27 protein-coding genes are annotated in these 26369 nt (G+C 65.3%); 20 read left to right on the top strand and 7 right to left on the bottom strand.

The window, feature by feature from the left end:
* The first annotated feature begins 37 nt into the window (after positions 1 to 37).
* The 3 genes from ASC89_RS09165 (at position 38) to ASC89_RS09175 (ending at position 3628) form a co-directional block, all read left to right on the top strand.
* On the top strand, positions 38 to 1402 hold the full coding sequence (locus tag ASC89_RS09165; RefSeq protein WP_055996977.1) for a glutamate--cysteine ligase: 1365 nt from the start codon (positions 38 to 40) through the stop codon (positions 1400 to 1402).
* A gap of 391 nt (positions 1403 to 1793) precedes the next feature.
* A complete protein-coding gene (locus tag ASC89_RS09170) occupies positions 1794 to 2408 on the top strand; it encodes a helix-turn-helix domain-containing protein (protein WP_055996980.1) in 615 nt (204 codons plus the stop codon).
* A complete protein-coding gene (locus tag ASC89_RS09175; RefSeq protein ID WP_055996983.1) occupies positions 2405 to 3628 on the top strand; it encodes an MFS transporter in 1224 nt (407 codons plus the stop codon). The genes ASC89_RS09170 and ASC89_RS09175 overlap by 4 nt, the downstream gene beginning before the upstream one ends.
* 1 nt (position 3629) lies before the next feature.
* On the opposite strand, the gene ASC89_RS09180 is transcribed toward ASC89_RS09175, so the two are convergent.
* Positions 3630 to 4388, bottom strand: a complete 759-nt coding sequence (locus ASC89_RS09180) for an ABC transporter permease (RefSeq protein WP_055884947.1) — start codon at positions 4386 to 4388, stop codon at positions 3630 to 3632.
* A 10-nt stretch (positions 4389 to 4398) separates the two neighbouring features.
* A complete protein-coding gene (locus tag ASC89_RS09185; RefSeq protein WP_200940434.1) occupies positions 4399 to 5454 on the bottom strand; it encodes an ATP-binding cassette domain-containing protein in 1056 nt (351 codons plus the stop codon).
* A gap of 161 nt (positions 5455 to 5615) precedes the next feature.
* Between ASC89_RS09185 and ASC89_RS09190 the strand changes: the two genes are divergently transcribed.
* Positions 5616 to 6224: a MarR family winged helix-turn-helix transcriptional regulator gene (locus ASC89_RS09190; protein WP_055884950.1), complete on the top strand. Its 609-nt coding sequence runs from the start codon at positions 5616 to 5618 to the stop codon at positions 6222 to 6224.
* Positions 6225 to 6448: 224 nt separating this feature from the next.
* Here the strand turns inward: ASC89_RS09190 and ASC89_RS09195 are convergent, their stop codons facing one another.
* Positions 6449 to 7336 (bottom strand): LysR family transcriptional regulator, encoded by an 888-nt coding sequence (locus tag ASC89_RS09195; protein ID WP_055884953.1) that lies wholly within the window; start codon positions 7334 to 7336, stop codon positions 6449 to 6451.
* 199 nt (positions 7337 to 7535) lie between these two features.
* Between ASC89_RS09195 and ASC89_RS09200 the strand changes: the two genes are divergently transcribed.
* Positions 7536 to 7808 carry a hypothetical protein gene (locus ASC89_RS09200; RefSeq protein ID WP_055884955.1) on the top strand — a complete coding sequence of 91 codons (273 nt, stop codon included), beginning with the start codon at positions 7536 to 7538 and terminating at the stop codon, positions 7806 to 7808.
* Between the two features lie 341 nt (positions 7809 to 8149).
* Here the strand turns inward: ASC89_RS09200 and ASC89_RS09205 are convergent, their stop codons facing one another.
* Positions 8150 to 8848, bottom strand: a complete 699-nt coding sequence (locus ASC89_RS09205; RefSeq protein WP_082533265.1) for a gamma-glutamylcyclotransferase — start codon at positions 8846 to 8848, stop codon at positions 8150 to 8152.
* A 12-nt stretch (positions 8849 to 8860) separates the two neighbouring features.
* Entirely contained in the window at positions 8861 to 9340 is a 480-nt protein-coding gene (locus ASC89_RS09210) for an invasion associated locus B family protein (RefSeq protein ID WP_055884960.1), read from the bottom strand.
* 392 nt (positions 9341 to 9732) lie between these two features.
* On the opposite strand from ASC89_RS09210, the gene coxB reads away from it, so the two are divergent.
* The 13 genes from coxB to ASC89_RS09270 all read left to right on the top strand — a co-directional run bounded on the left by coxB (position 9733) and on the right by ASC89_RS09270 (position 23227).
* Positions 9733 to 10641, top strand: coding sequence for a cytochrome c oxidase subunit II (coxB, locus tag ASC89_RS09215; protein WP_055884962.1), 909 nt, complete (start codon positions 9733 to 9735; stop codon positions 10639 to 10641).
* A 60-nt stretch (positions 10642 to 10701) separates the two neighbouring features.
* The gene (gene ctaD / locus ASC89_RS09220) at positions 10702 to 12396 is read left to right on the top strand and encodes a cytochrome c oxidase subunit I (RefSeq protein ID WP_055884964.1); all 1695 of its coding nucleotides are present in this window, start codon (positions 10702 to 10704) and stop codon (positions 12394 to 12396) included.
* A 53-nt stretch (positions 12397 to 12449) separates the two neighbouring features.
* Entirely contained in the window at positions 12450 to 13379 is a 930-nt protein-coding gene (locus ASC89_RS09225) for a heme o synthase (protein ID WP_055884965.1), read from the top strand.
* Complete coding sequence (locus ASC89_RS28785) at positions 13379 to 13537, top strand: hypothetical protein (RefSeq protein WP_197421386.1); 159 nt, start codon at positions 13379 to 13381, stop codon at positions 13535 to 13537. Before ASC89_RS09225 ends, ASC89_RS28785 begins: the two co-directional genes overlap by 1 nt.
* The gene (locus tag ASC89_RS09230; RefSeq protein ID WP_055884967.1) at positions 13537 to 14100 is read left to right on the top strand and encodes a cytochrome c oxidase assembly protein; all 564 of its coding nucleotides are present in this window, start codon (positions 13537 to 13539) and stop codon (positions 14098 to 14100) included. Before ASC89_RS28785 ends, ASC89_RS09230 begins: the two co-directional genes overlap by 1 nt.
* A gap of 2 nt (positions 14101 to 14102) precedes the next feature.
* Positions 14103 to 14942: a cytochrome c oxidase subunit 3 gene (locus ASC89_RS09235; protein ID WP_055884970.1), complete on the top strand. Its 840-nt coding sequence runs from the start codon at positions 14103 to 14105 to the stop codon at positions 14940 to 14942.
* 169 nt (positions 14943 to 15111) lie between these two features.
* Positions 15112 to 15729: a pyridoxamine 5'-phosphate oxidase family protein gene (locus tag ASC89_RS09240; RefSeq protein ID WP_055996989.1), complete on the top strand. Its 618-nt coding sequence runs from the start codon at positions 15112 to 15114 to the stop codon at positions 15727 to 15729.
* A gap of 2 nt (positions 15730 to 15731) precedes the next feature.
* Positions 15732 to 16109 (top strand): DUF983 domain-containing protein, encoded by a 378-nt coding sequence (locus ASC89_RS09245; RefSeq protein WP_055884975.1) that lies wholly within the window; start codon positions 15732 to 15734, stop codon positions 16107 to 16109.
* A complete protein-coding gene (locus ASC89_RS09250) occupies positions 16102 to 16887 on the top strand; it encodes an SURF1 family protein (protein WP_055996992.1) in 786 nt (261 codons plus the stop codon). Before ASC89_RS09245 ends, ASC89_RS09250 begins: the two co-directional genes overlap by 8 nt.
* 98 nt (positions 16888 to 16985) lie before the next feature.
* On the top strand, positions 16986 to 18386 hold the full coding sequence (thrC, locus tag ASC89_RS09255) for a threonine synthase (RefSeq protein ID WP_055996995.1): 1401 nt from the start codon (positions 16986 to 16988) through the stop codon (positions 18384 to 18386).
* Positions 18387 to 19649: a pitrilysin family protein gene (locus ASC89_RS09260; RefSeq protein ID WP_156384556.1), complete on the top strand. Its 1263-nt coding sequence runs from the start codon at positions 18387 to 18389 to the stop codon at positions 19647 to 19649.
* 18 nt (positions 19650 to 19667) lie between these two features.
* Positions 19668 to 20270 carry a GNAT family N-acetyltransferase gene (locus ASC89_RS09265; RefSeq protein ID WP_055884987.1) on the top strand — a complete coding sequence of 201 codons (603 nt, stop codon included), beginning with the start codon at positions 19668 to 19670 and terminating at the stop codon, positions 20268 to 20270.
* Between the two features lie 98 nt (positions 20271 to 20368).
* Entirely contained in the window at positions 20369 to 23227 is a 2859-nt protein-coding gene (locus ASC89_RS09270; protein WP_244488426.1) for an EAL domain-containing protein, read from the top strand.
* 188 nt (positions 23228 to 23415) lie between these two features.
* On the opposite strand, the gene ASC89_RS09275 is transcribed toward ASC89_RS09270, so the two are convergent.
* Together ASC89_RS09275 and ASC89_RS09280 are read right to left on the bottom strand one after the other, a co-directional pair.
* Entirely contained in the window at positions 23416 to 24288 is an 873-nt protein-coding gene (locus ASC89_RS09275) for a hypothetical protein (protein ID WP_055996998.1), read from the bottom strand.
* Complete coding sequence (locus ASC89_RS09280) at positions 24281 to 24859, bottom strand: YqgE/AlgH family protein (protein ID WP_055884994.1); 579 nt, start codon at positions 24857 to 24859, stop codon at positions 24281 to 24283. Before ASC89_RS09280 ends, ASC89_RS09275 begins: the two co-directional genes overlap by 8 nt.
* A gap of 157 nt (positions 24860 to 25016) precedes the next feature.
* On the opposite strand from ASC89_RS09280, the gene ASC89_RS09285 reads away from it, so the two are divergent.
* Both ASC89_RS09285 and ASC89_RS09290 read left to right on the top strand, forming a co-directional pair.
* Positions 25017 to 25808, top strand: a complete 792-nt coding sequence (locus ASC89_RS09285; protein WP_162247923.1) for a protein-disulfide reductase DsbD domain-containing protein — start codon at positions 25017 to 25019, stop codon at positions 25806 to 25808.
* A gap of 60 nt (positions 25809 to 25868) precedes the next feature.
* Entirely contained in the window at positions 25869 to 26366 is a 498-nt protein-coding gene (locus ASC89_RS09290) for a peroxiredoxin (protein WP_055997003.1), read from the top strand.
* Positions 26367 to 26369 lie beyond the last annotated feature (3 nt).

The following is a 26369-nucleotide window of genomic DNA, read 5'->3' on the forward strand; positions in this document are numbered from 1 at the left end:
GCCAGGAGCCCGGTAGTTCTGCCTCACTGGAGTGCCTATGTCCGGCGAAGAAAACGCACCGCTGATTGAATCGCGGGCTGACCTGCTTGAGGTCATGGCCGTCGGCGGCAAGCCGAAATCCGAGTGGCGCGTCGGCACCGAGCACGAAAAGCACGTCTACCGCAAAGCTCCGCTCGCCCCGGTTCCCTATGCCGGCGATGATGGTGTGCACGCTCTGCTCCAGGGCATCGAGGCCCGCACCGGCTGGCATCCGTTCTTCGATCGCGGCAACCCGATCGGGCTGCGCAATCTCGGCGCCGTCGGCGGCATCTCGCTGGAGCCGGGCGGCCAGTTCGAACTGTCTGGCGCTCCGCACCTTACCATCCACGATGCCGCCGCCGAACTCGATGCGCATCTCGAGGATTGCCGTGTCATCGGCGGCCCGCTCAACATCCATTTCCTCGGCCTCGGCGTCACCCCGCTCTGGTCGGTCGCCGAAATCGCCGCCATGCCGAAGTCGCGCTACGGCATCATGACCAGGTACATGCAGGAGGTCGGCAGCCTCGGCACCTCGATGATGTATCGCTCGGCCACCGTGCAGGCGAACCTCGATTTTTCCGACGAAGCCGACATGGTCAAAAAGCTGCGCGTCTCGGTGGCGCTGCAGCCCATCGTCACGGCGCTGTTTGCCAACTCGCCCTTCGTCGATGGCAAGCCCTCGGGCTACCTGAGCTTCCGCTCGCACATCTGGCTCAACACCGATCGCGCCCGCACCGGCATGCTGCCCTTCGCCTTCGAGGATGGCTTCGGCTTCGACCGCTACGCCGAATACGCGCTCGACGTGCCGATGTATTTCGTCATCCGCAAGGGCGAGTACATCAATGTCGCCGGTGAAAGTTTCCGCGCCTTCATGCAGGGCAAGCTCCCGCAGCTGCCGGGCGTCCGGCCGACGGTGAAGGATTGGGAGAACCACCTCTCGACCCTGTTCCCCGAGGTCCGCCTCAAGCAGTTCCTCGAGCAGCGCGGCGCCGATATGGGCGATCGCGGCCACGTGCTGGCGCTCGCCGCCATCTGGACCGGCCTGCTCTACGACAGCGAGTCGCTTGATGCCGCCTGGGACCTGGTCAGCGATTGGACCGAAGCCGAGCGCCAGACGTTGCGCAACGAAGTGCCGCGCACCGCCATCCACACCCCGTTCCGTGGTGGCACTGTCGCCGATATCGCCCGCCTCGTCGTCGATCTTGCCGGCGACGGCCTGCGCCGCCGCAAGCACCTCGCCGCCGGCAAGGACGAGACCAGCTTCCTCGATCCGCTCAATGAGACCCTTGACCTCGGCAAGACCCAGGCCGAGCGCTGGCTCGACAAATACCATGGCGAGTGGGCCGGCGACCTGACGCGGATTTTCGACGAAGCCGAGATCTAGGCTTTCTTCATCCTCCCCGCGTGGCGGGGGAGGGGCTTCGAGCCGTGCCGTAGGCAAGATCGCTCCAGTGGAGCGATCTTAGGTGAGAAGGCCTTGAGAGCTATGCTCGAAAGGCCCAGCGTAGCGTGGTGGAGGGGCGGCCAGAGCCTCTTCAGTAAACCTCTTTCCCAAACTCCAGCGCGTGGGGCCACCCCCCCCTCATTCCCTCCCCACAAGGGGGAGGGAGGCGGTCGCTGCATGGCCTCAGTTCTGCGTCTCCCTCCCCTCGGCGCGCTACCGCGTCCCCGTTGTGGGGAGGGAGCAAGGGTGGGGGTGGCCCCACGCTCGATCCTTGATGACTGATCGCAAAGAATTATTTGCAAACATTCCTTTGCGATCATAACATCCGGGCATGAAAGCCCCGACCCGCGAGATCACCCGCATCGTTCCCGATGCGACTGCCCTCAAAGCCCTGACGCACCCGGTCCGATTGCGCATGCTCGGCATGCTGCGGATCGACGGCCCGGCGACGGCCACCGGGCTGGCCGAGCGCCTCGGTCTCAACTCCGGCGCCACCAGCTATCACCTGCGCCAGCTGGCCCAGCACGGCTTTATCGAGGAAGCCGCCGATCAGCCTTCGCGCCGCGATCGCTGGTGGCAGGCTCGCCATGAGTCGACATCATTCTTCGAGCCGGGCGGGACCCAGGAGCAGTTCGATATCAGCGTCGCCTTCGCGCAGGCCGCGCTCTCGGAGCAGGTGAACCTGATGCAGCGGGCCCAGGACGAGTTCGTCCAGCTGCCGCCCGACTGGCAGGCCACCACTCAGATCAGCGACTTCACCCTCGCCATGACCACCGAGCAGGCCAACGTGCTGAAGGGCAAGTTGCTGGAACTGCTGTGGCAGGCGATGCGCGAGGCCCCGGGTCTCGGGACCAAGCTGCCGCCGGGCATGGAGCTCTACACCGTGATGCTGCACGCCTTCCCGTATCCCGGGCGGCTCACCGGCAGGCAGGGGGCAAGTAAATGAACCGTCGCCCCTTCCTCGCCTTTGCCCTCGCCGAGACCCTGTCGATCTCGGGGACGCGCCTTTCCACCATCGCCATCCCCTGGCTGGTGCTGACCACCACCGGCAGCCCGGTGCTGACCGGTTTCGTCGCCATGGCCGAGATGCTGCCCTATGTCGTCGCCAAGGCGCTGTCCGGTCCGCTGATCGATCGGGTCGGCCCCAAGCGCCTCGCCATCTGGTGCGACCTCGCCTCGGTGCTCGTCGTTGGTCTCGTCCCGCTACTGGCCCTCGCCGGTATGTTGAGGTTCGAGCTGCTGCTCCCAATCGTTATCGCCATGGGCATCCTCCGCGGCCCGTCCGACGCCGCGAAAGTCTCGATGGTCCCGGATATTGCAAGGCTCGCTGCCGTGCCGCTCGAGCGCGTCACCGGCGTCGCTGGCATCATCGAGCGGTTTGCCTCGACCGTCGGTGCCGCTGTGGCCGGCGGGCTGATCGCGCTGATCGGCCCCGGCATGGCCCTGGCACTGAACGCTGCCACCTTCGCGCTCGCCGCAATAGTGGTCGCCGGCGGCATCCCGGCTATCCGTGCCGAACCGCCCGAAACCCGCGCTCCCTACTTCATCGAATTGCGCGAAGGCTTCGATTTCATCCGCCGCGACGCACTGCTGGTCGGCATCGTGATCATGATCACCGCCACCAACCTGCTCGACGCCGCCTATTCGGCCGTGCTGCTGCCGGTGTGGACGCAAAACTCCGGCCATGACGCCGCGCTGCTCGGCCTGCTCTTCGCTGTGATGTCGGCTGCCTCGATTGCCGGTGCCGCCATCGCCACCGCCGCCGGTGAGCGCCTGCCGCGGCTTACTATCTACATCTTGGCTTTCCTCCTGGCCGGTCTGCCGCGCTTCGCCGTGTTCGCCATCGATGCGCCGCTCATTGCCGGTTTCGTTACGCTGGGCGTCGCCGGTTTTGCCTCGGGCTTCATCAACCCGATCCTCAACGCCGTGATCTTCGAGCGCATTCCACCGCCGATGATCGGCCGCGCCAGCGCTCTCGTCGGCGCACTGGCCTGGGCGCTGATCCCCTTCGGTGGTCTGCTGGGCGGTGCTTTGATCGCGCTGATTGGGCTTGGGCCGGCACTGTGGCTCACCGGCTTCGCCTACTTTGCCGCAACGCTGTTGCCGCTCGCCCGGCGCAGCTTCCGCAGTTTCGGAAGCCGGCCGGGCGCGGCACAGTCGGCCTAGTTTATTTGGTCTGCGCCGCCAGCACCCGGCTGCCGACCCAGGCGCCGATCACCACCAGTACCACCGCCAGCAGCAGCCCGATCCACACGATCGGCTCGCCGAACTGCCCAAGGAACACCGCCCGCAGCGCCTCGACGATGTGTTTGAACGGGTTGAAGTTGGCCACCATCTGCAGCCAGGCGGGCGCCAGCGTCATCGGCAGCAGGATGCCCGAGAGCAACAGGATCGGCAGTGCCAGGGTGTTGACCATCGGCGCCAATGCGTCCTCGCTCTTGGTGGCGATGCCGATGGCGTTCGAGATGAACGAGAAGGCCGCGCCGAGCAGCGCCACCAGCACCAGCCCGATCACCAGCGCCCCGACCGGCACGCGCAGCCCCATGAAGAATGCGGCACCGACCAGCACGATCGCCTGCACCGTGATCACCACCACGTCGCGCAGTGTCCGCCCGGCAATGATCGCCGTCCGCGCCGCCGGCGATACCAGCTGCCGGTCGATCACGCCGGACCGCCACTCGGCGATGATGCCGAAACCGACGAACAGCCCGCCGAAAATCCCAAGCTGTACCAGGAGCCCCGGCACGAACACCTGCCAGGCGTCACCCTCAAAGCCGGAGGTCGCCGCAATCGTCTGCAGCAGCGGCCCGAACAGCGTCAGGTAGAGGATCGGCTGCAACAGCCCGATCACCACCCAGAGTGGCTGCCGGAGCGACAGCACCATCGAGCGGCGGAAGATGATCCACGTATCGCGAATGAAGGACATAGGGCTTTCCTTAATCTCTCAGCGACCGGCCGGTCAGCGTCAGGAACACGTCGTCAAGGGTTGGGCGGTTCACATCGACGCCGATCGCGTCGATCCCCGCCTTGGTGAGGTCGCCGAGCAGCACCGGCAGCGCTGTCGCGCCATCGGGGACGTGGAAGCGCACCACGTTCGCCTCGGTTGCCGGTGCATCCGCCCCGTTGAGCCGCGCCGCGATCCCCGCCGCGTTCGCAGCATCGGTTTCGGTCCTCAGCGTCAGCGTGATCGTGTCGCCCGACACCCGCTTCTTCAGCTCAGCCGGCGTACCCTCGGCGACGATGGTGCCGTGGTCGATGATCAGGATGCGGTCCGAAAGCGAGTCGGCCTCATCCATGTAATGGGTGGTGAGGAACACCGTGGTCCCCAGCTCGTCGCGGAGCTTGCGGATATGGTTCCACAGGTTCGCCCGGCTCTGCGGGTCGAGCCCGGTCGAGGGCTCATCGAGGAATACCAGCCGTGGCTGGTGGATCAGCCCCATCACGATATCAAGCCGTCGCCGCTGCCCGCCCGACAGCGAGCCGCAGGTGCGGTCCCAGATCTCGGCGAGATCGAGCGCCGCGAGCAGCTCCTTGCCGCGCTGGATCGCAACCTGCTTATCGATGCCATAGAGCCGCGCGTGGCTGACGATCTCCTCGCCGACCTTGGCCTCGGGCGAGGTGGAGCCCGCCTGGCTGACATAACCGATGCGCCGTCGCACCTCGACCGGGTCGCGGCGAAGGTCGGCGCCCACAACAATCGCCGAGCCATCGGTTGGCGCCAGCAGGGTACAGAGCATCTTCAGCGTCGTGGTCTTGCCGGCGCCGTTGGGGCCGAGGAAGCCGACGATCTCGCCCTCGCGCACGCTCAGGTCGATGCCGCGCACCGCGTCGATCGTCTTGCCCTTGGCGCCGCGCGCCTTGAAACTTCGTTTGAGGCCCTTGGCCTCGATGATGGTGTTGGTCACTTGCGCCTCGTTGTCGTTGTTCGGCACGGCGATCAGCTCGGCCGGCACGCGCCGGATCGGCTGGAATGGATGCGATTGCGGTTTCATATGCCGGCCCTCCGGCCGTCATTGTTGCGTAGTCTTGGGTTGCGTGGCCTTCATGCTGGTTTGGCGGTCGGCCAGCTTGATTTCGGTTGCTCGGTGCCGGACGACCGCATGCGACATCCGGGAATCTTGCTTTCCCCGGTATCTCATCGTATAATTATCTTATGGATCAAGATATCAACGAGTCAAGAGAAACTGCAGCTGAAGGCTTTGGCCTGCACTTCAAGGAGGCCACCCGTGCCAATCAGGCCGCGACCGACCTGTTCGACGAGACGCTGACGCAGTTCCTCGGCATCAATCGCACCGATGGCCGCTGTCTCGATCTGATCGATCGGCGGGGCAGGGTGAGCGCCGGCCAACTGGCCAATGACAGCGGCCTGACCACCGGCGCGGTGACCGCGGTGATCGATCGGCTGGAGGCCGCCGGCTATGTGCTGCGCACCCGCGATACGCTTGACCGGCGCAAGATCTGGATCGAGCTGACCGAGGACATGAAGGCCATCACCCACCGCATCTTCGGCCACTACGAAAAGACAGGGCCGATGATGCTGGCCCGTTTCTCGCCCGATCAGCTGGCCGCCATCATGCAGTTTCTGGAGATCGGCACATTCCTGCAAACCGAGCTGGCGGCAGCGCTGCGCGAGCATCTCGACCCGCGCGCCACCACTCCCGCCGCCCGCCTGATCCAGGCGCGGGCGTTCGAGCGGGCGGTGGAGGCTAACCGGGGCAGGTTGCAGGCGGAATTGAGTGGGCTGCTCGACAAGGAGAAGTAGCGGAGGCGCCAAGCGAGGGGTGCTGGAGGGCACGAACCTTCCTCCAACACCAGCTGTCATCCCAGCGAAAGCTGGGACCCATCTATCGGCTGGCGCTGGCGGTGAGTTGGGTCCCAGCTTTCGCTGGGATGACATCCGAGGTGGGGCGCGTACGGTGCCTCCCATCACCCCGCTTTTCTCCCCCGCCTAGGGGGACTGGAGGGTACCGAGTTCTTCTGCGGTCGCTACTCCGCCGCCATCGGCAGGCTGTCCTTGCCGTCGAGGTTGCCCATGCTGGCGACGATGTGGCTGGCCAGGGCATCATAAATGCCGCCATAGGCGTGGCTGGCACGCATGATGGCGATCTCGGCATCGCGCAGCCGTGGCAGGTCCTTGTCCTCGGCGATCACTCGCATCCCTGGCTGCAAGGCGCTCTCGGGCAGGAAGCCGACCGCGAGATCGGTCAGCACCGCGCTGGCGATCGCCATGGCGTTCGACGAGGTATAGGCGATGCGATAGTCGCGGCCGATGCGGTTCAGCACCTCGACCGCGTTTTCCTTCCAGCAGCAATGCAGGCCGCCCGCGATCGGCAGCGGCTCGGTGGCAAGCGCCTGCCCGCCATGCGAGGCCACCCAGAACATCCGCTCGGTGCGGAACATCTCGCCATATTCGTGGTTGGTGCCCTGGGTGAAGACGATCAGGTCGTAGCGCCCCTTCTTCATCCCGTCGAGCAGCTCTTCCGACGGCTGGCAGCGCACATCCACCACGATCTTGGGGTGGGTGCGCTGGAAGCTGGAGAGGATCACCGGCAGCAGGCGCACTGCATAGTCGTCGGGCACGCCGAAGCGGATCGAGCCCTTGAGGTCGCCATCGGAGAACACGTCCATGATCTCGGCATTGATCCTGAGCATGCGCCGCGCCCGCGCATAGAGCGCATCGCCATATTCGGTCAGCGCCACCGTGCGGCCGTCGCGGCTGAGCAGCGCCTGGCCGAGCCGCTCCTCCAGCCGCTTGATCTGCATCGACACCGCCGACTGGGTCTTGTTCACCCGGCGCGCCGCCTCGGTGAAACTGCCGCAATCGGCGATGGCGCAGAAGCTCTGCAGCTGGTCGAGATCGAGGGGAGTGCTCATCCCGCTTCTCCATCACGAAATTTGATGATCGGGATGAAATCTATTTGTTGGACGAATACATGGCAAGGGCTCATATCAGGCGTCATCGGTGATCCCGCGATCGCCAGTGGTGATCCCGAGGTCGCCACCTGGCGCTCCACGATCGCTTGTCCCGCCCCGGCACTCCCTGCCCAGGCAAAGATGAAATTGGAGAAGGACCATGGTCCACTTGCTTTCGAGCGAGCGGCCGTCGATGGCTGCCGCGTCGTCCAACCCGTTGCGCGCTCTGGTGAACTGGTTCGCCAAAGTCCGGGCTGCACGAGCTCGCCGCGTCGCCTTCGAGTCGCTTCTCGACTATGACACTGCCCGCCTCGAGGATCTCGGCATCAATCGCCAGGATCTGTTCGAAGCCCTCGACAGCCCCAGCCAGCGCCCTGGCTACAAGCTGCAGCAGAAGCGCGCCGAAAGCTCCCGCCATTGGCTTAACCCCTGAGGCTTCCTCCCCGGAAGACCACTTGAGTGCCTCCGGGAAGGGTTGCAGCCCTTTCTGGTTCAGCGCGCTCCCTCAGGCACTAGCCTCACCCATGGCTCAACCCCAGTTGTGCCATCTTCGGGCCGGCTCACCCGCCGGCTCTGTTTCCTGATGAACTGCCGGGCCCAAGTTCTTCTCACGAAGAGCCGGTCCGGCTTTTTTGTTGGTGGAGCACCAGCAATTCCACATCCGCGATGTCATCCCAGCGAAAGCTGGGAACCAACTCACCGCTGGCTCGGGCTGCGACATGGGTCCCAGCTTTCGCTGGGATGACACCCAGTATGAGGTGCTATCGCGCTTTTCTAACGCGAAGCGTCCAGTCGCTCCGCCACCAGCTCCTGCAGCCGCCACAAATGCGGGTCGTGGATGCCGAGCTGTTCGAGATGGCTCACCGTGTTGAACAAATACTCGACCATCGAGCCGCGTGAGCCGACGGCCTTGGCCAGCACCTCGGCGATCTGCGCCTCGCTCAGCCCCGAGACGTAGCGCCCGCTGTTGCGATCGATGCAGAAGGTGAAGGCTCGCACCGGACCCTGCTCGGTCATCACCGTCACCCAGCGTGGCGGGAATGGCGAGGGTTTGCGGCCCATTTCGCGTCGGCAGAGCTTTTCGATGTTCTCTTCGACGGCGCCCGGCGGCAAGCGGTACAGCGCCCCCTTGCACGAGCCGCCGCGGTCGAGCGCCAGCATCAGCCCGGGATTGGCCTCCGAGCCACGGAACCAGGTGTTCCAGCCCAGGCAGAAGGCGCGATGCCAGCCGCGCAGCAGGCCGGTGCGGATCTCGACGAAGTCGCAGGCCGGCTTCCAGATCAAGGAGCCATAGGCGAAAACCCAGATCTGGTCCGAACCGTCGCTGCCGGCGAGGATATCCTGGGTGAACTGGCGGAAGTCTTCGTCGGTCGCGGTTTCGGCCGGCGGCAACGGCCCATCCGGCGTCATCAGCAGCGCCATCCGGGCCACGTGAGCCTCAGTCAGGCGCATCTGCCGAGCGGGCCGGGGCATCGGGCGCTGTCCTTACGGGAGCTGTGCGAACCCGTCGCCGAAGCCGTTGAGCGATACCGGGATGCCGATGCCTTCTTCGGGCGTCTTGAACACGAAGAAGATGGCGCTCTTGCCGGTGGTCAGCTTGGTGATCAGCTCGTCGTCGAGCACCACCTCCGCGACGCACCCGTTGGGCAGGCAGCGCACGAACGCCACGCGGCCGATATTGGCGCCATCGATATTGAGCCCCAGCCCGTTGGGCAGCAGCACGCCGAGCGGCGCCAGCACGCGCAGCAGCCGCGCCTGCTTGTCGGCCGTCTTCAACACTATCACCGAGAGCCCGACATTGGGCTGGTCCTCGGCCGAGACATTCTGGATCAGCGCGCACTGCTCGAAGCTGGCGCCCGGCGGCGTATCGCAGCTCATCTGCCAGTCGCCGTACTGCGCCTTGACCACGCCCTGCGCCAGGGCAGGGGACATCAGCCCCGCGGCAATCGCCAGCGCCGCGAACATCCGAACAACAAGCCCGAGGATTGGCTGCACCGATCCACTCTCTCTATATGTGACATAACGAATCCCACGTTCCCGCGGGCTTTGTAACTTAGTCGTTTAGCCCCGCACGGCTGTCAACAAGCCGGCCAGCGGGAGGCGGCGGATAAACGCCTGCCAATCAAGGCAAGCGTGAGGCGTGCGCGGTTGAGACCGCCGATTTGCCTGGCGGTGCGTTTTGACGCACGGTGCGACGAGAGGCATGAATTGCCTTGGGTCTGCCGATGTGGTTTAGACACGTTCCAAGTTTCAAGCGCTCCGAGGTTGAGTCGGGGCGGCGTTTCGCTATGCCGCATTTGCCCACCTCAACCCGCGCTAGAATACCGGACCAGACGGGATCTCAAGGGGGTTTTTAGGTGACCGGCAAACTACTGAGTTCGATTGGCTCGCTGGGAGCCGTAGCCCTCGCATCGCTGCCCATGGTGGCGACTGCGCAGGAGCAAGGCCATCCGGTGCCGGGTCAGATCGGGCTGCAGCCCTCCGTGACCCCGATCATGGATTCCATCCACGCCTTCCATGATGGCCCGCTGCTGTGGACCGCCGTGCTGATCGCCCTGCTGGTGCTGGTGCTGCTGATCGTGGTGATCGTGCGCTTCAACGCCAAGGCCAACCCCAAGCCGTCGACGACGACCCACAATACGCTGGTCGAGATCGTCTGGACGGTCGTGCCGATCCTGATCCTCGTGATCATCGCGATCCCGTCCTTCGCGGTGCTGACCGATCAGCTCACCGTCCCCGACGGGCAGCGCAAGTATCTGGGCTCCAACATCTTCTCGTTCGGCGATGTCGAGGTTCCTGCAGCCGAGCTGACGGTCAAAGCGACCGGCCAGCAGTGGTATTGGGACTATGAGTATGTCGATCAGGGCAAGTCGATGTCCTCCTCGATCCTCTCTGAAGAAGCTCGTCTCGCCCAGGTTCCGGTGCAGCCCCGTCTGCTGGCTGTCGACTACCAGTTGGTCGTTCCGGTCGACACCACCGTGCGCATGCAGATTACTGCCGATCCGTCGGGCGTGATCCATGCCTTTGCGGTGCCCTCGTTCGGCATCAAGATCGACGCGGTCCCTGGCAAGCTCAACGAGACCTGGTTCAACGCCCGCAAGACCGGCATCTACTACGGTCAGTGCTCCGAGCTCTGCGGCAAGGACCATGCCTTCATGCCGATCGCCGTGCGCGTCGTGACGAAGGAAGAATTCGCAGCCTGGATGGCAGCGTTCGAGGCGGGTACCGTCGACGACGCCAACGCCACCCTGCCTGCACTCAGCTAAGGACCCGTGCGCGGGTCCTCGACCCGGCGCAGCGAGAATTCGATAAAGGGATCGCTCACTATGGCCGATACTCACGCTTTGGAAGCCCATGACGGCCACGGCCACGCCGCGGCGCATGATCATGGTCATCCGACCGGCTGGCGACGCTACGTCTACTCCACCAATCACAAGGACATCGGCACGATGTACCTGATCTTCGCGATCTGCGCGGGGGTGATCGGTGGCCTTCTGTCCGGTGCCATGCGCCTTGAGCTGCAGGAGCCGGGCATCCAGATCTTCCACGGCCTCGCGGCCATGGTCTATGGCGCCGAGGGCGATGCCGCGCTCGATGCCGGCAAGCACATGTTCAACGTGTTCACCACCGCGCACGCGCTCATCATGATCTTCTTCATGGTGATGCCGGCGATGATCGGCGGGTTCGGCAACTGGTTCGTGCCGCTGATGATCGGCGCGCCGGACATGGCCTTCCCGCGCATGAACAACATCTCGTTCTGGCTGCTCCCGCCGGCCTTCCTGCTGCTCATCCTGTCGCTGTTCTTCGAAGGACCGGCAGGCGCGCATGGCGTCGGCGGCGGCTGGACCATCTACCCGCCATTATCGACATCCGGACAACCGGGGCCAGCGATGGACTTTGCCATCCTGTCGCTCCACATCGCCGGTGCGTCGTCCATCCTTGGCGCTGTCAACTTCATCACCACGATCTTCAACATGCGCGCGCCGGGGATGACCCTGCACCGCATGCCGCTGTTCCCGTGGTCGGTGCTGGTCACCGCGTTCCTGCTGCTGCTGTCGCTCCCGGTGCTCGCCGGCGCGATTACCATGCTGCTGACCGACCGCAACTTCGGCACCACCTTCTTTGCACCTGAAGGCGGCGGCGACCCGATCCTGTTCCAGCACCTGTTCTGGTTCTTCGGGCACCCCGAAGTGTACATCCTGATCCTGCCGGGCTTCGGCATCGTCAGCCACATCGTCTCGACCTTCTCGCGCAAGCCGGTCTTCGGCTACCTCGCGATGGTCTACGCCATGATCGCCATCGGCGGCGTCGGCTTCATCGTGTGGGCGCACCACATGTACACCGTCGGCATGTCGCTCGACGTGCAGCGCTACTTCGTGGCCGCCACCATGGTCATCGCGGTGCCTACCGGGGTGAAGATCTTCAGTTGGATCGCCACCATGTGGGGCGGTTCGATCACCTTCCGCACGCCCATGCTGTGGGCCATCGGCTTCATCTTCCTGTTCACCGTCGGCGGTGTGACGGGCGTGATCCTCGCCAACGCGGGCGCCGACCGTGCGCTGCACGACACCTATTATGTGGTGGCGCACTTCCACTACGTGCTGTCGCTGGGTGCGGTGTTCGCCATCTTCGCCGCCTGGTACTACTGGTACCCGAAGATGTTCGGCATCATGTACAACGAGACGCTGGCCAACATCCATTTCTGGATCACCTTCGTCGGCGTGAACGTGATCTTCTTCCCGCAGCATTTCCTCGGTCTCGCCGGCATGCCGCGTCGTTACATCGACTATCCGGATGCCTTCGCGCTGTGGAACCGCGTCTCCTCGATCGGCTACTACATCACCTTCGCCGGTCTGGTGCTGTTCCTCTACATCCTGTTCGAGGCTGCCCGTAAGAAGCGTCCGGCCCCGGCCAATCCGTGGGGTGATGGTGCGACCACGCTCGAGTGGACGCTGCCCAGCCCGCCGCCGTTCCACCAGTTCGAGACGCTGCCGCGTATCGGCGCCGACACGAAGCACTGACCAGAGACTGTGCGCGGGGCCTTCGGGTCCCGCGGCAACCAAGGCGAGAGACATTGGCCTACGTGCACCACAGCAATGAGATATCGGCCCGCACCCATGAGGCGCGGGTCGAGGACTATCTCGCGCTGCTGAAGCCGCGGGTCATGTCGCTTGTGGTGTTCACGGCTCTCGTGGGCCTGCTGCTCGCACCGGGCGGCATCAATCCCTTTATCGGCGCCGTCGCCATCCTCTGCATCGCCATCGGGGCAGGGGGCTCGGGCGCCCTGAACATGTGGTACGACGCCGATATCGACGCGGTGATGAGCCGCACTGCCAACCGGCCGATCCCGGCCGGCCGCATGGAGCGCGATCACGCGCTGGCCTTTGGCCTGGTGCTCTCGGTGTTTTCGGTGGCGCTGCTCGGCCTCGCCACCAACTGGCTGGCTGCGGGCCTCCTCGCCTTCACCATCTTCTTTTACGCCGTGATCTACACGATGTGGCTGAAGCGCTCGACGCCGCAGAACATCGTCATCGGCGGCGCTGCCGGCGCCTTCCCGCCCATGGTCGGCTGGGCCGCCGTCACCGGCACGATTAGCATCGAATCCGTCGTGCTGTTCCTCATCATCTTCCTCTGGACCCCGCCGCATTTCTGGGCGCTGGCGCTCTACAAGCAGTCCGACTATGGCGCTGCCGGTATTCCCATGCTTCCCAACGTTGCCGGCGAGAAGGCCACCAAGGTCCAGATCCTCGTCTATTCGGTGCTGCTGGTCGCCTCGACGCTGGTCCCGAGCTGGATCGGCTTTATGGGCCCGATCTATACCGTCGCCGCGGTCGCCACCGGCGCCGGCTTCCTGTGGTTCGCCTGGGCGCTCTTCCGCACCACCGAAACGGTGGCAATGAAGAAGGCCGGCCGGACGCTGTTCACCTATTCACTGAGCTATCTAGCCGTGATCTTCCTGGCGCTGATCACCGACCACGTAGCCAACATGCTGGGATGGCTCTGATGGTCGAACCCGTAAAGCGCGACGAAGAGGCCGAGGCCGCCGCCCGTCGCCGCCGTCGCTCCGTGGCCCTGGGCCTGGCGCTCGCTGCCTTCGTCATCATTGTCTACGTCCTGACCATCGTGAAGATGGGGCCAGCCGTGCTCGATCGGCCGCTCTGATGACCGACGCGTCCCTGCCGCAATCGCCGCCCAATTCGCCTCGCAACCGTCGCGTCGCGATCACGCTGCTGGTGCTGGTCGCTGCCATGGTCGGCGCTGCTTACGCGGCCGTCCCGCTTTACGCCCTGTTCTGCCAGGTCACCGGCTTCGGCGGCACCACACAGGTCTCTGCCGGCAACCTCAAGGGCGCCATCGCCCGCGAGATGACCGTGCGCTTTGATTCCAACGTCGAGGGCGCGCTGCCCTGGACCGTGACTGCGGCCAAGCCGGTCACCGACAAGATCGGCAACGTCGAGACGGTGGTTTTCACCGCTCACAATCTCTCCGACAAGCCCGTCACCGGCCAGGCGATCTTCAACGTCACGCCCGAGCAGACCGGCATGTACTTCAACAAGATCGAGTGCTTCTGCTTTACCGAGCAGACGCTGCAGCCCGGCGAGACCGTCGAGATGCCGATCGTCTTCTTCGTTGACCCCGATATCGCCGAGAACCGCGATCTCGACACCATCCGGGACATCACCCTGTCCTATACATTCTACGCCGTTAAGAGCGAGGGAACCTGACCATGGCTGCGCACGCCAAGCCCAACCACGACTATCACCTGGTAAACCCCAGCCCCTGGCCCTTCGTCGGCTCGGTCTCGGCCTTTGTCATGGCCGTCGGCGCCGTGCTGTGGTTCCACGAAATCACCTCGTTCTGGATCCTGATCGCAGGCTTCGTCGGCGTGCTCTACACCATGTATTCGTGGTGGAGCGACGTCATCAAGGAAGGCAAGGCCGGTGACCATACCCCGGTGGTGATGATGCATCACCGCTATGGCATGATCCTGTTCATCGCCTCCGAAGTGATGTTCTTCGTCGCCTGGTTCTGGGCCTATTTCGACGGCTTCTTCAACCAGGAAGCACACGAGCAGTATGCGCGCATCGCCGCCATGGGGCCGACCTGGCCGCCCACCGGCGTCGAGCTGTTCAGCCCCTGGCACCTGCCGCTGTTCAACACGCTGATCCTGTTAACCTCGGGCACCGCCGTCACCTGGGCCCACCATGCGCTGCTGCACCGCGACAAGCGCGGCCTCGTCTGGGGCCTCGCCATCACCATTGCGCTGGGCGTGCTGTTCACCTGCGTGCAGGCCCTCGAATACTCCGAGGCCGGCTTCCAGTTCAGCGGCAACCTCTATGGCGCCACCTTCTTCATGGCGACCGGTTTCCACGGCTTCCACGTGCTGATCGGTACGATCTTCCTGATCGTCTGCCTGATCCGCGCCATGCGCGACTCGTTCACGCCCGAGCATCACCTCGGCTTCGAGTTCGCCGCCTGGTACTGGCACTTCGTTGACGTGGTCTGGCTGTTCCTCTTTGCCTCGATCTACGTCTGGGGCAGCTGGGGCGTCACCCTGAGCCATTAGCGAGATCAGGAAAAGTTGCAGACTTTTCCGGTTCGATCTCGCGCCAGGCAAAGAGTTGGCGCTGGAGTGCGGTTCAACGAAACGCAATTCGGCTCCAAGGGCGAGAGCGACCAACAAACTTCCCGAGGGGCGCGGCACAGCTGCGCCCTTTGTTGTTCCGGGGATAGAGATGACTGATCACATCATCCGCGATGTCGCGAGCCTCGAGGCGCTCTATGGCGAAGTCAGCCTCGGCGCCTCACTCAAGGAGATGCCGTATCTCCACCCGCATTATGCCGCGCTGATCAAGGCGTCGCCCTTTGCCATCCTCGCGACCTCAGGCCCAGGCGGCCTCGACGCCTCGCCGCGCGGCGACCCGCCCGGCTTCGTCGAGATTTTCGATGACAAGACCCTGTTGCTCGCCGACCGGCGCGGCAATAACCGCGTCGACAGCCTCCGCAACGTGATCGCCGATCCACGTGTCGCGCTGCTGTTCCTCGTCCCCGGCGTCGGCGAGACGCTGCGCGTCAACGGCACCGCCGAGATCTCGGTCGCCCCCGAACTGATGCAGCGCCTGGCCATCGCCGGCAAAGAGCCGCGCAGCGTCCTCGTCATCCACATCGACACGGTGTTCTTCCAGTGCTCGCGCGCCCTGGTGCGCTCCGAGCTGTGGAATCCGGAACGGCAGGTCGAGCGCTCTGCCCTGCCGAGCCCCGGCCAGATGCTCGCCGCGACCAGCGAGGCCCGCATCGACGGCGAGGCCTATGATCGCGCGCTGCCCGAGCGCCTCAAGGTTACACTGTACTGACCATGACCGAGCCGACCCCCGAACGTCTGCCGTCTCCTTTCGCCACCGGCCTCGCCTGTCGTTGTCCGCGCTGTGGGGAAGGGCCTTTGTTCTCCGGCTTCCTGAAGCCGGTGTCGCGCTGCGAAAGCTGTGGCGAGGACCTGAGCTTTGCCGCCGCCACCGAAGGGCCGGCGGTGTTCATCATCCTGATCGTCGGCTTCGTCATCGTCGGCGCCGCTGCGACGGTCGAGGGGTTGTTCCATCCGCCGCCGTTCGTCCACCTGCTGCTCTGGCTGCCCAGCACCGTCATCCTGTCGCTGCTGCTGCTCCGCCCGCTGAAGGCGACGATGGTGGCGCTGCAGTACCATAACCGCGCCGGGGAAGGCCGCCTCGATGGCTGACGACATTCGTCCCGGCCGGCGTGCGCGCTGGTCGTTCTGGGCCTTTGTCGGCTTCATGCTGGTGCTGATGGGTCTCTTCGTGACGCTCGGTATCTGGCAGGTCGAGCGTCTTGGCGAGAAGGAGCACCTGATCGCCAATGTCGCCTCGCGCATGACCCTTGCGCCCGAGCCGTTGCCGCCGGTCGGCGAATGGGGCGCCTTCGATGCTGACGCCTGGAACTACCGCCCTGTTACCGCCGCCGGCACCTTCCGGCCCGAGCAGACAGTGCTGGTCTTCACCAGCCTTGCCGACCAGCGCGGTAAATACTCCGGTCCCGGCTACTGGGTGATGACGCCGCTTGAACTCGCAGCCGGCGGCACTGTCTTCGTCAACCGTGGCTTCGTCCCTGAGGAGTCCGCCGAGGCCTTCGCCGCCGGGGGGACCGTCGCGCCGGGTCTGGTCAGCCTCGAGGGTGTTGCCCGCGCCAGCGAAGAGATCAACAGCTTCACCCCGGCGCCCGATACCGCCAAGCGCATCGAATGGGTCCGCAACACCGAGCGCCTGGCGTCGCTTGCCGGCCCGGTTTCGCAGCCGGTTGCGCCGATCTACGTTGATCTGCCGGCGCTGGGCGATGGCACCCTGCCGCAGGGCGGCGAGACCGTCGTCAGCTTCCCCAACAACCACCTCGGCTACGCCATCACCTGGTTCGGTTTTGCGACGCTGGTACCGTTCCTGCTGTTCTTCTGGGCCCGGCGCCAGCGGGCGCCCAAGCCAGCCAAGCTGCCACCCAAGCCATGAAACTTGCGGCGCAGCCGCAGTTTCACTAGGGTGCCCCGCAATCCCAAACCGCGTGCGCAGCAGGCACGTGTGAGAACAAGGCGGGGCGCTTTCCCTACATGCAGTTCGTTTCTACGCGCGGCGGGGCGGTCGTGCCCGGCTTCTCCGATGCAGTCCTCGCGGGTCTCGCAAGTGACGGCGGCCTTTATGTCCCAGAGCACTGGCCGCAGATCACCCCCAGCGAGATCGCGGCCTACGCCAATCGGCCCTATGCCGAGGTCGCCTTCGACATCATCCGCCGCTTCGTCGATGGCGAAATCCCTGATGCCGAGCTGAAGCAGATCATCGACGGGGCCCACGCCACCTTCCGGCACCCCTCGGTCGCCCCATTGGTTGAGCTCGAGCCCGGCCACTTCGTGCTCGAGCTGTTCCACGGCCCGACGCTGGCGTTCAAGGACGTCGCCATGCAGTTCCTGGGGCGGGTGATGGATCACATCCTCGCCCGTCGCGGCAGTCGCGCCACCATTGTCGGCGCGACCTCGGGCGATACCGGTTCGGCCGCCATCGAAGCCTTCCGTGGCCGCGACGCCACGGACATCTTCATCCTCCATCCCGAGGGCCGCACGTCCGAGGTGCAGCGCCGGCAGATGACCACGGTGCTCGACGCCAACGTCTACAACATCGCACTGCGCGGCACGTTCGATGACTGCCAGGACATCGTGAAGGGCCTGTTCAACAATCGCAGCTTCCGCGAGACGACGCACCTGAGCGGCGTCAACTCGATCAACTGGGGCCGCATCGTCGCGCAGATCGTCTACTACTTCACCGCCGCCGCCTCGCTCGGCGCACCTGAGCGGGAAGTGATCTTCACCGTCCCCACCGGCAATTTCGGCGACATCTTCGCCGGCTACTGCGCGACGCGCATGGGGCTGCCGATCAGGACGCTGGCCATCGCGACCAACTCCAACGACATTCTCGCCCGCGCCATCGAGACCGGGCGCTACGAGGTCACCGGCGTCACCCCCACCATCAGCCCGTCGATGGATATCCAGGTCAGCTCGAACTTCGAGCGGCTGCTGTTCGAGGCCGTCGATCGCGACGCTGAGGCGGTCAAGTCGATGATGAGCGGCCTTAAGCAATCCGGCGGCTTCTCCATCCCCGACACGGGCATGGCGGCCATCCGCCGGCAGTTCGTCGCCGGGCGCACCGATGAGGCCGCCACAGCGGCCACCATCAAGGCGGTTGAGACCGGCTCGGGCTACCTGCTCGACCCCCACACCGCTGTCGGCGTCGCCGTTGCCCGCACCCTCGTGGGCGGCACCGCCCCGGTGGTCACCCTTGCCACCGCGCACCCGGCGAAGTTCCCGGCCGCGGTCAAGGCTGCGGCGGGCATTGAACCCGCTTTGCCGGCGTGGTTGTCTGATCTTTATGAACGAGAAGAACGCTACACGGTACTGAACAACGATCAGTCCGAGGTTGAGCAGTTCATTGCGGCACGCACCCGTGCCGGAGGAGCATAAGTGACGGTTCGGAGTACGACGCTTCACAACGGCATGACCGTTCTCACCGACGACATGCCGCACCTCGAAAGCGCGTCCCTTGGCATCTGGGTCAAGGCCGGGTCACGCAGCGAAACCGAAGCCGAGCATGGCATCTCGCACATGCTCGAGCACATGGCGTTCAAGGGCACCAAGACCCGCGATGCGCTGGAGATCGCCTCCACCATCGAGAATGTCGGCGGCGATCTCAATGCCGCGACCTCGGTCGAGCACACCGGCTACTTTGCCCGCGTGCTGAAGGAAGATGTCGCGCTCTCCGCCGACATTCTCTCCGACATCCTGCAGAACTCGCAGTTCGAGCAGCATGAACTCGATCGTGAGCAGCAGGTGATCGTCCAGGAGATCGGCGCGGCGCGCGACAATCCCGACGATCATGTGTTCGACCTGTTCCAGCAGGCCGCCTTTCCCGATCAGGCGATCGGCCGCACCATCCTCGGTACCGTCGAGTCGGTGAACAGCTTCGGTCCCGATTCCATCCGCGCCTATATGGAGCGCAACTATGTGGGCGACCACATGGTGCTGTGCGCCGCCGGCAATGTCGATCACGACGCGTTGGTCGATATCGCCAATAACCGTTTCCACGACCTGAAGCCCACCGGCGCCCCGCCGCCGGACAAGGCGGCCTATGTCGGCGGCGAGCAGCGGCTGGTTTCTGACCACGAGCAGGCCCATATCGTGCTCGGCATGGAAGGGCGCGCCTACAATTCGGACGGCTTTTATGCCGTGCAGATCCTCGCTTCGATCCTCGGCGGCGGCATGAGCTCGCGGCTGTTCCAGGAAGTGCGCGAGAAGCGCGGTCTCTGCTACTCGGTCTATGCTTTCCACTGGGCCTTTGCCGATAGCGGCATCTTCGGCGTTGCCGCTTCCACCGGCGAGGATGAGGTGGCCGAGTTGCTGCCGGTCGTCCTCGACGAGCTGCGCAAGGCCACCGAGACCATCTCCGACGAAGAGGTGATCCGGGTCCGCAACCAGATCCGCGCTGGTCTCTTGATGTCGCTCGAGAGCCCGTCGTCACGCGCCGGGCAGCTGGCGCGCCAGCAGATCCTGTGGGGCCGCACCATTCCGCTGCAGGAGACGGTCGATCGCATCAACCGCATCACTGCCGATCGGGTGAAGCAGATCGCCCGGCAGATCTTCGAAGCTGGCAAGGTGTCGCTGGCGGGTATCGGCCCGGTCGCCAAGCTCCCCGACTATCGCGACATCGCGGCACAGCTGAAGAACTGAGGGCTTGGCGGCGTCATCATGATGCTCACCTGGTTTGCGCGCGACGATACCCCGGTGCTGACGGGCCAGCGTGTGATCCTGCGCGCGCCGCGCCCGACCGACTACACCGCCTGGCGCGACCTGCGCCGCGCCAGCCGCGATTTCCTTCGGCCCTACGAGCCGCGCTGGACCGACTCGGACCTCGGCCAACGTGTCTATGCCGCGCGCCTGAGGCGCGGCCGTGAGGAGGCCAAGGCGGGCACCGACTACGCCTTCTTCATCTTCACGCGCAGCGACGAGGAGCTGGTGGGCGGCATCACCCTCTCCAACGTGCGGCGCCGTGCCGCGCAGTTCGTCAACCTCGGCTACTGGATGGGGCACAGCTTCGCCGGCAAGGGCTACATGACCGAGGCGGTGAGCCTCGTGATCCCCTACTGCTTCGAAACCCTGGGTTTGCACAGGATTCACGCGGCTTTCCTGCCCGACAACCAGGCCAGCCGCCGCGTCCTTGAAAAAAACGGATTCACCGAAGAGGGCTACGCCGAACACTACCTCCAGATCGACGGCAGGTGGGCAGACCACGTGCTGTTCGGCCTTACCCGAGAGCGCTACGACGCAGCCGTTAGGCACGGCCGCCGGTGAATGCTTGTCCCAAGGGGGAAACCCCGTTACCTAGGTTCCCCAACCATGACTGCGGCAGGGCCATTTTTCAGCTAATGCGTCACATCCTCTACCTCGCGATGTGTATTGCGTTTGCGCTGGTCGGGACCCTTCCCGCTGCCGCCTTCGACGTCATCACCGCCCCCGAGAACGTCAACGCCGTGAACCTCACCGGCGTGGTCGATATCGTTCCCGGCGACGCCGGCAAGGTGCAGCTGTCCACCGCCGCCGGTGAAGATGGCATCATCCGCCGCATCGAGGTGCTGGCCTCGGTCGGCGGCTCCAACCCCAACTGGGCGCTGTTTGCGCTGCGCAACGATTCCGACGTGCAGCTCGAACGCCTGCTGGTTGCGCCGTATTTCCGCCTGCCGGGCTCTGGGGTGTTCCGGCCCGATCTCGGCGCCGAGCGCATCAAGGTGCTGACCCCGAGCGCGGGTCTGCGCCCCACACGCCTCACCGACCGCGAAGCCGACGTGTTCGAGGTGGTGATTGATCCCGGCGCCACTGTCACGTTCGTCGCGGAACTGTCGAGCGGCGCGCTGCCCGAACTCTACCTCTGGAAGCCCGACGCCTACCGCGACTACGTGAACTCGTTCACCCTGTTCCGCGGCGTGGTGCTCGGCGTTGCGGCGCTTGCCGCGGTGTTCCTCACCATCATGTTCGTGGTGAAGGGGCGCGGCATCTTCCCGGCCACCGCAGCCTTCTCCTGGGCCGTGCTGACCTACCTGCTGGTCGATTTCGGCGTGCTCGGGCCACTGCTCGGCATTTCCAATGGCGCGATGCAGCCGTTCCGCGCCGCCGCCGAGGCCGGCATCGCCACGACCTTGTTCGGCTTCCTGTTCATCTACCTGAACCTCCATCGCTGGCACCTGCGCTTCATCCATCTGGCGCTGGCGCTGGTCGTGGTGTTCCTCGCCTTGTTCGGCTTCGCCTTCTTCCAGCCCTCGATTGCCGCGACGGTGGCGCGGCTGGTGCTGGCGCTGCTTGGTATCACCGGCTTCTTCCTGATCCTGCTCCTGGCGTTGCGCGGTTACGACCGCGCCGTGCTGCTGGTGCCGACCTGGATCATCTATATCGCCTGGCTGTTCTACGCCTGGCTGGTGGTCACCGGCCAGGTCTCGAACGACGTGGCGCAGCCCGCCGTCGCCGGCGGGCTCGTGCTCATCGTCATGCTGTTGGGCTTCACCTCGGTGCAGCACGCCTTCTCGGAAGGGCAGGTGTCGATCGGCACCCTCTCCGAAGTCGAGCGCCGCGCCCTGGCGCTCACCGGCTCGGGCGATTTCGTCTATGACTGGAACATCGAGCGCGACCGCGTCGCCGTCTCCGATGAGCTCGGCACCCGTCTCGGCGAGCGCCGCGGTGCGCTGCGCGGCTCGATCAAGCGCTGGCTCGACCGCGTTCACCCCGAAGATCGGGATCGCTTCCGCACCGCCTTCGACACGCTGGTCGAACTGCGCCGCGGCAAGGTTTCGGCCGATGTCCGCCTCACTGCCCATGACGGCAGCTTCCGCACCTTCCGCATGCGGGTGAAGCCGGTGCTGGGCGGCGACGGCCAGGTCAACCGCATCGTCGGCACCCTGCAGGACGTCAACGAGGACCGCGCCAGCCGCGAGCGCCTGCTGCACGACGCCGTGCATGACAGCCTCACGGGCCTGCCCAACAAGCAGCTGTTCCTCGACCGGCTGGAGCGCGCTTTGGTGCGCGCCCGCCTGCCCAACGGCACCAAGCCGGCTGTGTTCCTCATCGATATCGACCGCTTCACCGAGCTCGAGGAGCGGGTAGGGCACTCGGCCGCCGATTCCGTGCTCCTGGCGATTTCCCGTCGCGTCGCCCGCGTCATGCGGCCGCTCGATACCGTCGCCCGCCTCGGCGGCGACCAGTTCGGCGTTATCCTTGCGTCCGAGCAGGCCGCCGGCAAGATCGCCGAAACCGCCGAGCAGATCCGCAAGGCGCTGAAATCGCCGTTCAACTTCGGCGAGCGCGACCTGAGTCTCACCGCCTCGATCGGCGTCACCATCTATGACGGCAACCCGGTCGCCGCGCCCGACGTGCTGCGCGATGCCGAGCTTGCCATGTATTACGCCAAGCGCCTGGGCGGCGACCGTATCGAAGCCTTCCGCGCCTCGGCCCGCTCCATCGCCGCCTATTCGAAGGCCGGCGAAGAAGATCTCGATCGCGGCCTCCGCCACGGCGAGCTGGCGGTGCAGTTCCAGCCGATCATGGACATCCATTCGGGCACCATCGCCGGTTGCGAGGCGCTGATGCGCTGGAACCACCCGCAGCGCGGCGTGGTGGCGCCCGAGGAGTTCGTGCCGCTGGCCGAGCGCACCGGGCTGATCGAGCGCCTCGGCCGCGTCGCCTTCGAGCAGGCCGCCGGCCAGGCCCGTGAATGGGCCGCCTCGCTGCCGCTACCCGAGGATTTCTTCGTTTCGGTCAACCTCTCGCCCGCCCAGCTCGCCACCGAGTCATTGCTCAACGACATGCGCGCGCTAGTCTCAGACCACCGGCAGATCGCTCGGCACCTGAAGCTCGAGATCACCGAGAGCCAGGTGATGAGCAACCCCGAGCACTCGGCCTATGTGCTGAACGCGCTGCGGGCCCTCGGCCTTCGCCTGGCGCTCGACGATTTCGGCACCGGGCATAGCTCACTGAGCTACCTGCACCGCTTCCCGTTCGACACCATCAAGATCCCGGCCGCTTTTGTGCAGCTGGGTGATGACACCGGCATGAGCCACACCCAGGTGCCAATCATCCGCGCCATCATCACGCTCGCCACCGAGCTCGATCTCAGCGTCATCGCCGAGGGCGTCGAGACCATCGAGGAAATCGAGCGCCTGCAGCAGCTCAACTGCCAATACGCCCAGGGCTACGCCTTCGGCGCCGCGATGAGCGGCCAGGAACTCGGCAAGCGTCTGCAGAGCCAGTTCAGCGGCAAGTAAGTCAGGGGCGGTGCTCGTGGCCACCCCCCTCCCAACCTCCCCCACAAGGGGGGAGGTGCCGTTCAGTGCGTGAGGCACGATCCAGCCAATTCCACCGGCCCGACACCTCCCCCTTGATGGGGGAGGCCGGGAGGGGGTGGGGCCACAGGCACCATGCCCCCGTCGCACGAGAGCGCAACTGTCGCGAGTCAGGCCCGCATCGCCATGGCGGGCCGGAAGCGGTCGTCAGGGTCGACGCCAGTTGGCACTTCGGCATAGTGGCTGAACCGCATGGTGTGCCGGCCGGCGCCACTGCTGATGGCGCGCAGCGAGCTGGTGTATCCGAACATCGTAGCAAGCGGAACGACAGCCACGACCAGGCAGTCGCTACCTTGGGCCTCGGTCCGCTCTATCCCTCCCCGTCGCGAGTTGAGGTCGCCGATCACGTCACCAACGACGGCTTGTGGCACCAACGCCTCGAGCCACATGATCGGCTCGAGAACTCTCGGGCCAGCCCGCTCGATGGCCTCGCGGAACCCGGCGCGACCGGCGATCTCGAACGCGAGGACCGAGGAGTCGACGTCGTGATAGCCGCCATCCAGCAACGTGAACCTGACGCCGACAAGCGGAAACCCGATCACCGGGCCAGACCCCATGACCGATGCCACGCCCGTCTGCACGCCGAGGATATATGCCGCCGGCAGGTTGCCTTCGGCGACCGCTGCGATGAACTGCGGGCCGTTGCCTGGTTCGATGCGGAACAGGATGCGGGCGAACTCGCTGCCGCCGTGCGACTGCTTCCTGTGGAAATAGTCGCGCTCAACCCTGCGCGTGATCGTTTCGCGATACGCCACTTGCGGAGTGCCCAAGTTCATTTCGACGCCAGCCGCCTTCAGGCGTTCGATCAGTCCTACGAGGTGGTGCTCATCCTGGCCCGAAACTACGACCTGGCCACTCTCAACATCGATCCTCACGCGGCAGTCCGGATCATCGTCCGCTACTCGGGCAAGCGCCTTGGTCAGCCGATCACGGTCGCTCGAATGGCGCGGCTCGATGGCGATATCGACGAGGGCCTCACCCATGCCCCGCCGTCGCACTCAGCGACGCGCGCGTGATCCCGAGGCTGGCGAGCGCCGCGTCGTAGCGGTTCTCGATCGGTAGCCCGAACAGCAGCTCGCGCGAGAACGGCACGGTCAGCCAGCCATTGCCCTGAATCTCGGTCTCGAGCTGCCCCGGGCTCCAGCCGCAATAACCCAGCGCGAACAGCGCGTCGCTCGGTGAATTCTTGAACGCCATCGCCTTGAGGATATCGAGCGTCGCGGTGAGGCAGATGTCTTCGGTGACCTCGTAGGAGTTGCCGACGCGGAAATAGTCCGACGAGTGCAGCACGAAGCCGCGGCTCTTCTGCACCGGGCCGCCGCGCAGCACCTTGCGGTTGCGCACTGCGTCCGGCAGCTGGATCAGCTCGTCCTTCTCGCCCAGCTGCAGCTCTTCAAGGATATCGGCAAACTTCATGTCCTCGAGGCTCTGGTTGATCACCAGCCCCATGGCGCCTTCGTCGCCGTGGCCGACCAGATAGATCACGGTCTCGCGGAAGCGGTCGTCGCCCATGTCCGGCATGGCGACGAGAAACTGGCCCCTGAGCGACTCCATATCCCACACTCCTGGTACCGGCGGAGCCGGATCGGGCTAGTTTAGACTCAGCCCGGGCGCTCTGCCTAGCTTCACGAAGACCTGATCCGCCTTTCTATTTGGGGTGCGCTCGGCTATCCGGAAACCCATGCGCATCCCGGCACTTCTGCTTATCCCCATGCTTTTCACCCCTGCCGTCGCGGCCGAAACGCCGTGGCAGGAAGTGGCGCCCGGCGCCAAAGTCCGGCTGATCTCGTCCGACCTGCTGAAGCCTGACGGCACCACCATGGTGGCGCTCGAGATCGACATGCCTGAGGCCACCAACACCTATTGGCGCGTTCCCGGCGAGACCGGCATTCCCACCGAGTTCGATTTTGCTGCCTCGACGGGTGTCACCGGCCACCAGGTGCTGTGGCCGTTCCCGTTGATCGAGACCAAGACCGGCTATGTCGATTTCGTCTATCGCGGCCCCACCGTGCTGCCGGTCGAGCTGAGGCTCGAGGGCAACGCCGCCGACATCAAGCTTGGGGTGATCATGGGCGTCTGCTCCGATATCTGCGTCCCGGTGACCGCCAGCTTCCAGCTGCCACTGGCCTTCGCCGCCCCGGACCGGGCGCAGGGCCTTCGCATCGCCCAGGCGCTGGCTTTGACGCCGATGCCCTGGGACGACCCGCGCGACCCCATCTCCTGGGTCGGTTTTGATCGGGCCGCCGACGCATTGGCGGTGCGGCTCGACGACGGCAAGGTCGATCCACAATCGCTGATCGCCGACACCGGCGAAGCCGGACAACTCTTTGGTGCGCCGCAAAAAAGCCCGGATGGAAAACTAGTGCTCCTGCCACTGCTCGGGGGAGAAAGTAGCCGCGGCGTGGAGGGCATGCCCGTCCGGCTCACATTCATGACCGAAATGGGTCCGTTCTCGGTGGAACGGCGGATTTCGTCCGCCGGGTCGACTGCGGCGGGCGACTGATCTAAGGTCCGTCGCGCCCGGGCAGAGGGTGTGCGTTCGATCATGGGAGCTTTCACGCAGATGACCATCCAGCGCGGGGACAGGATTCCGTCCGTCCCGGTCAAACTCGTGGGTAATGGCGACACCGTCGACACCACGTCCGATGCGGTTCTGGGCACCGGCCGGGTGGTGTTCTTCGCCGTTCCGGGCGCTTTCACCCCGACCTGCGACACCTCGCATCTGCCGGGCTTTGTCGCCAATGTCGGCAAGTTCAGGGCGTTCGGCGTCGACCGGGTCGTCTGCGGCGCCGTCAATGATCACCACGTCACCAAGGCCTGGGCCGAGCGCTCCGAAGCGATCGGCAAAGTCGAGTTCGTCGCCGACGGCGACGGCAACCTCGCCGATGCGCTGGGGCTGTCCAAGCAGATCGCCGGCATGGGCAAGCGCTTCGCGCGTTTCGCCATGATCATCGAAGACGGCATCGTTAAGGACCTCTTTGTGCAGGATGTGGCAGGAGTGACCGTCAGCGGCGCGCCGGCGGTTCTGCTGGCGCTCGAAGCGTCGCGAGTTAGTGCGTAAGGA

Origin of the sequence: Devosia sp. Root413D1 (assembly GCF_001425235.1) — a bacterium.
Classification (GTDB): Bacteria; Pseudomonadota; Alphaproteobacteria; order Rhizobiales; family Devosiaceae; genus Devosia_A.

Coding starts and splice junctions, on each gene's coding strand:
- ctaD (WP_055884964.1), top strand. CDS start 10,702: ATGGCCGATACTCACGCTTTGGAAGCCCATGACGGCCACGGCCACGCC.
- ASC89_RS09230 (WP_055884967.1), top strand. CDS start 13,537: ATGACCGACGCGTCCCTGCCGCAATCGCCGCCCAATTCGCCTCGCAAC.
- ASC89_RS09170 (WP_055996980.1), top strand. CDS start 1,794: ATGAAAGCCCCGACCCGCGAGATCACCCGCATCGTTCCCGATGCGACT.
- ASC89_RS09245 (WP_055884975.1), top strand. CDS start 15,732: ATGACCGAGCCGACCCCCGAACGTCTGCCGTCTCCTTTCGCCACCGGC.
- thrC (WP_055996995.1), top strand. CDS start 16,986: ATGCAGTTCGTTTCTACGCGCGGCGGGGCGGTCGTGCCCGGCTTCTCC.
- ASC89_RS09270 (WP_244488426.1), top strand. CDS start 20,369: ATGTGTATTGCGTTTGCGCTGGTCGGGACCCTTCCCGCTGCCGCCTTC.
- ASC89_RS09265 (WP_055884987.1), top strand. CDS start 19,668: ATGATGCTCACCTGGTTTGCGCGCGACGATACCCCGGTGCTGACGGGC.
- ASC89_RS09205 (WP_082533265.1), bottom strand. CDS start 8,848: ATGCCCCGGCCCGCTCGGCAGATGCGCCTGACTGAGGCTCACGTGGCC.
- ASC89_RS09180 (WP_055884947.1), bottom strand. CDS start 4,388: ATGTCCTTCATTCGCGATACGTGGATCATCTTCCGCCGCTCGATGGTG.
- ASC89_RS09235 (WP_055884970.1), top strand. CDS start 14,103: ATGGCTGCGCACGCCAAGCCCAACCACGACTATCACCTGGTAAACCCC.
- ASC89_RS09200 (WP_055884955.1), top strand. CDS start 7,536: ATGGTCCACTTGCTTTCGAGCGAGCGGCCGTCGATGGCTGCCGCGTCG.
- ASC89_RS09285 (WP_162247923.1), top strand. CDS start 25,017: ATGCTTTTCACCCCTGCCGTCGCGGCCGAAACGCCGTGGCAGGAAGTG.
- ASC89_RS09240 (WP_055996989.1), top strand. CDS start 15,112: ATGACTGATCACATCATCCGCGATGTCGCGAGCCTCGAGGCGCTCTAT.
- ASC89_RS09275 (WP_055996998.1), bottom strand. CDS start 24,288: ATGGGTGAGGCCCTCGTCGATATCGCCATCGAGCCGCGCCATTCGAGC.
- ASC89_RS09195 (WP_055884953.1), bottom strand. CDS start 7,336: ATGAGCACTCCCCTCGATCTCGACCAGCTGCAGAGCTTCTGCGCCATC.
- ASC89_RS09280 (WP_055884994.1), bottom strand. CDS start 24,859: ATGGAGTCGCTCAGGGGCCAGTTTCTCGTCGCCATGCCGGACATGGGC.
- ASC89_RS09175 (WP_055996983.1), top strand. CDS start 2,405: ATGAACCGTCGCCCCTTCCTCGCCTTTGCCCTCGCCGAGACCCTGTCG.
- ASC89_RS09290 (WP_055997003.1), top strand. CDS start 25,869: ATGACCATCCAGCGCGGGGACAGGATTCCGTCCGTCCCGGTCAAACTC.
- ASC89_RS09250 (WP_055996992.1), top strand. CDS start 16,102: ATGGCTGACGACATTCGTCCCGGCCGGCGTGCGCGCTGGTCGTTCTGG.
- ASC89_RS09185 (WP_200940434.1), bottom strand. CDS start 5,454: ATGAAACCGCAATCGCATCCATTCCAGCCGATCCGGCGCGTGCCGGCC.
- ASC89_RS09165 (WP_055996977.1), top strand. CDS start 38: ATGTCCGGCGAAGAAAACGCACCGCTGATTGAATCGCGGGCTGACCTG.
- ASC89_RS09190 (WP_055884950.1), top strand. CDS start 5,616: ATGGATCAAGATATCAACGAGTCAAGAGAAACTGCAGCTGAAGGCTTT.
- ASC89_RS28785 (WP_197421386.1), top strand. CDS start 13,379: ATGGTCGAACCCGTAAAGCGCGACGAAGAGGCCGAGGCCGCCGCCCGT.
- ASC89_RS09210 (WP_055884960.1), bottom strand. CDS start 9,340: ATGTTCGCGGCGCTGGCGATTGCCGCGGGGCTGATGTCCCCTGCCCTG.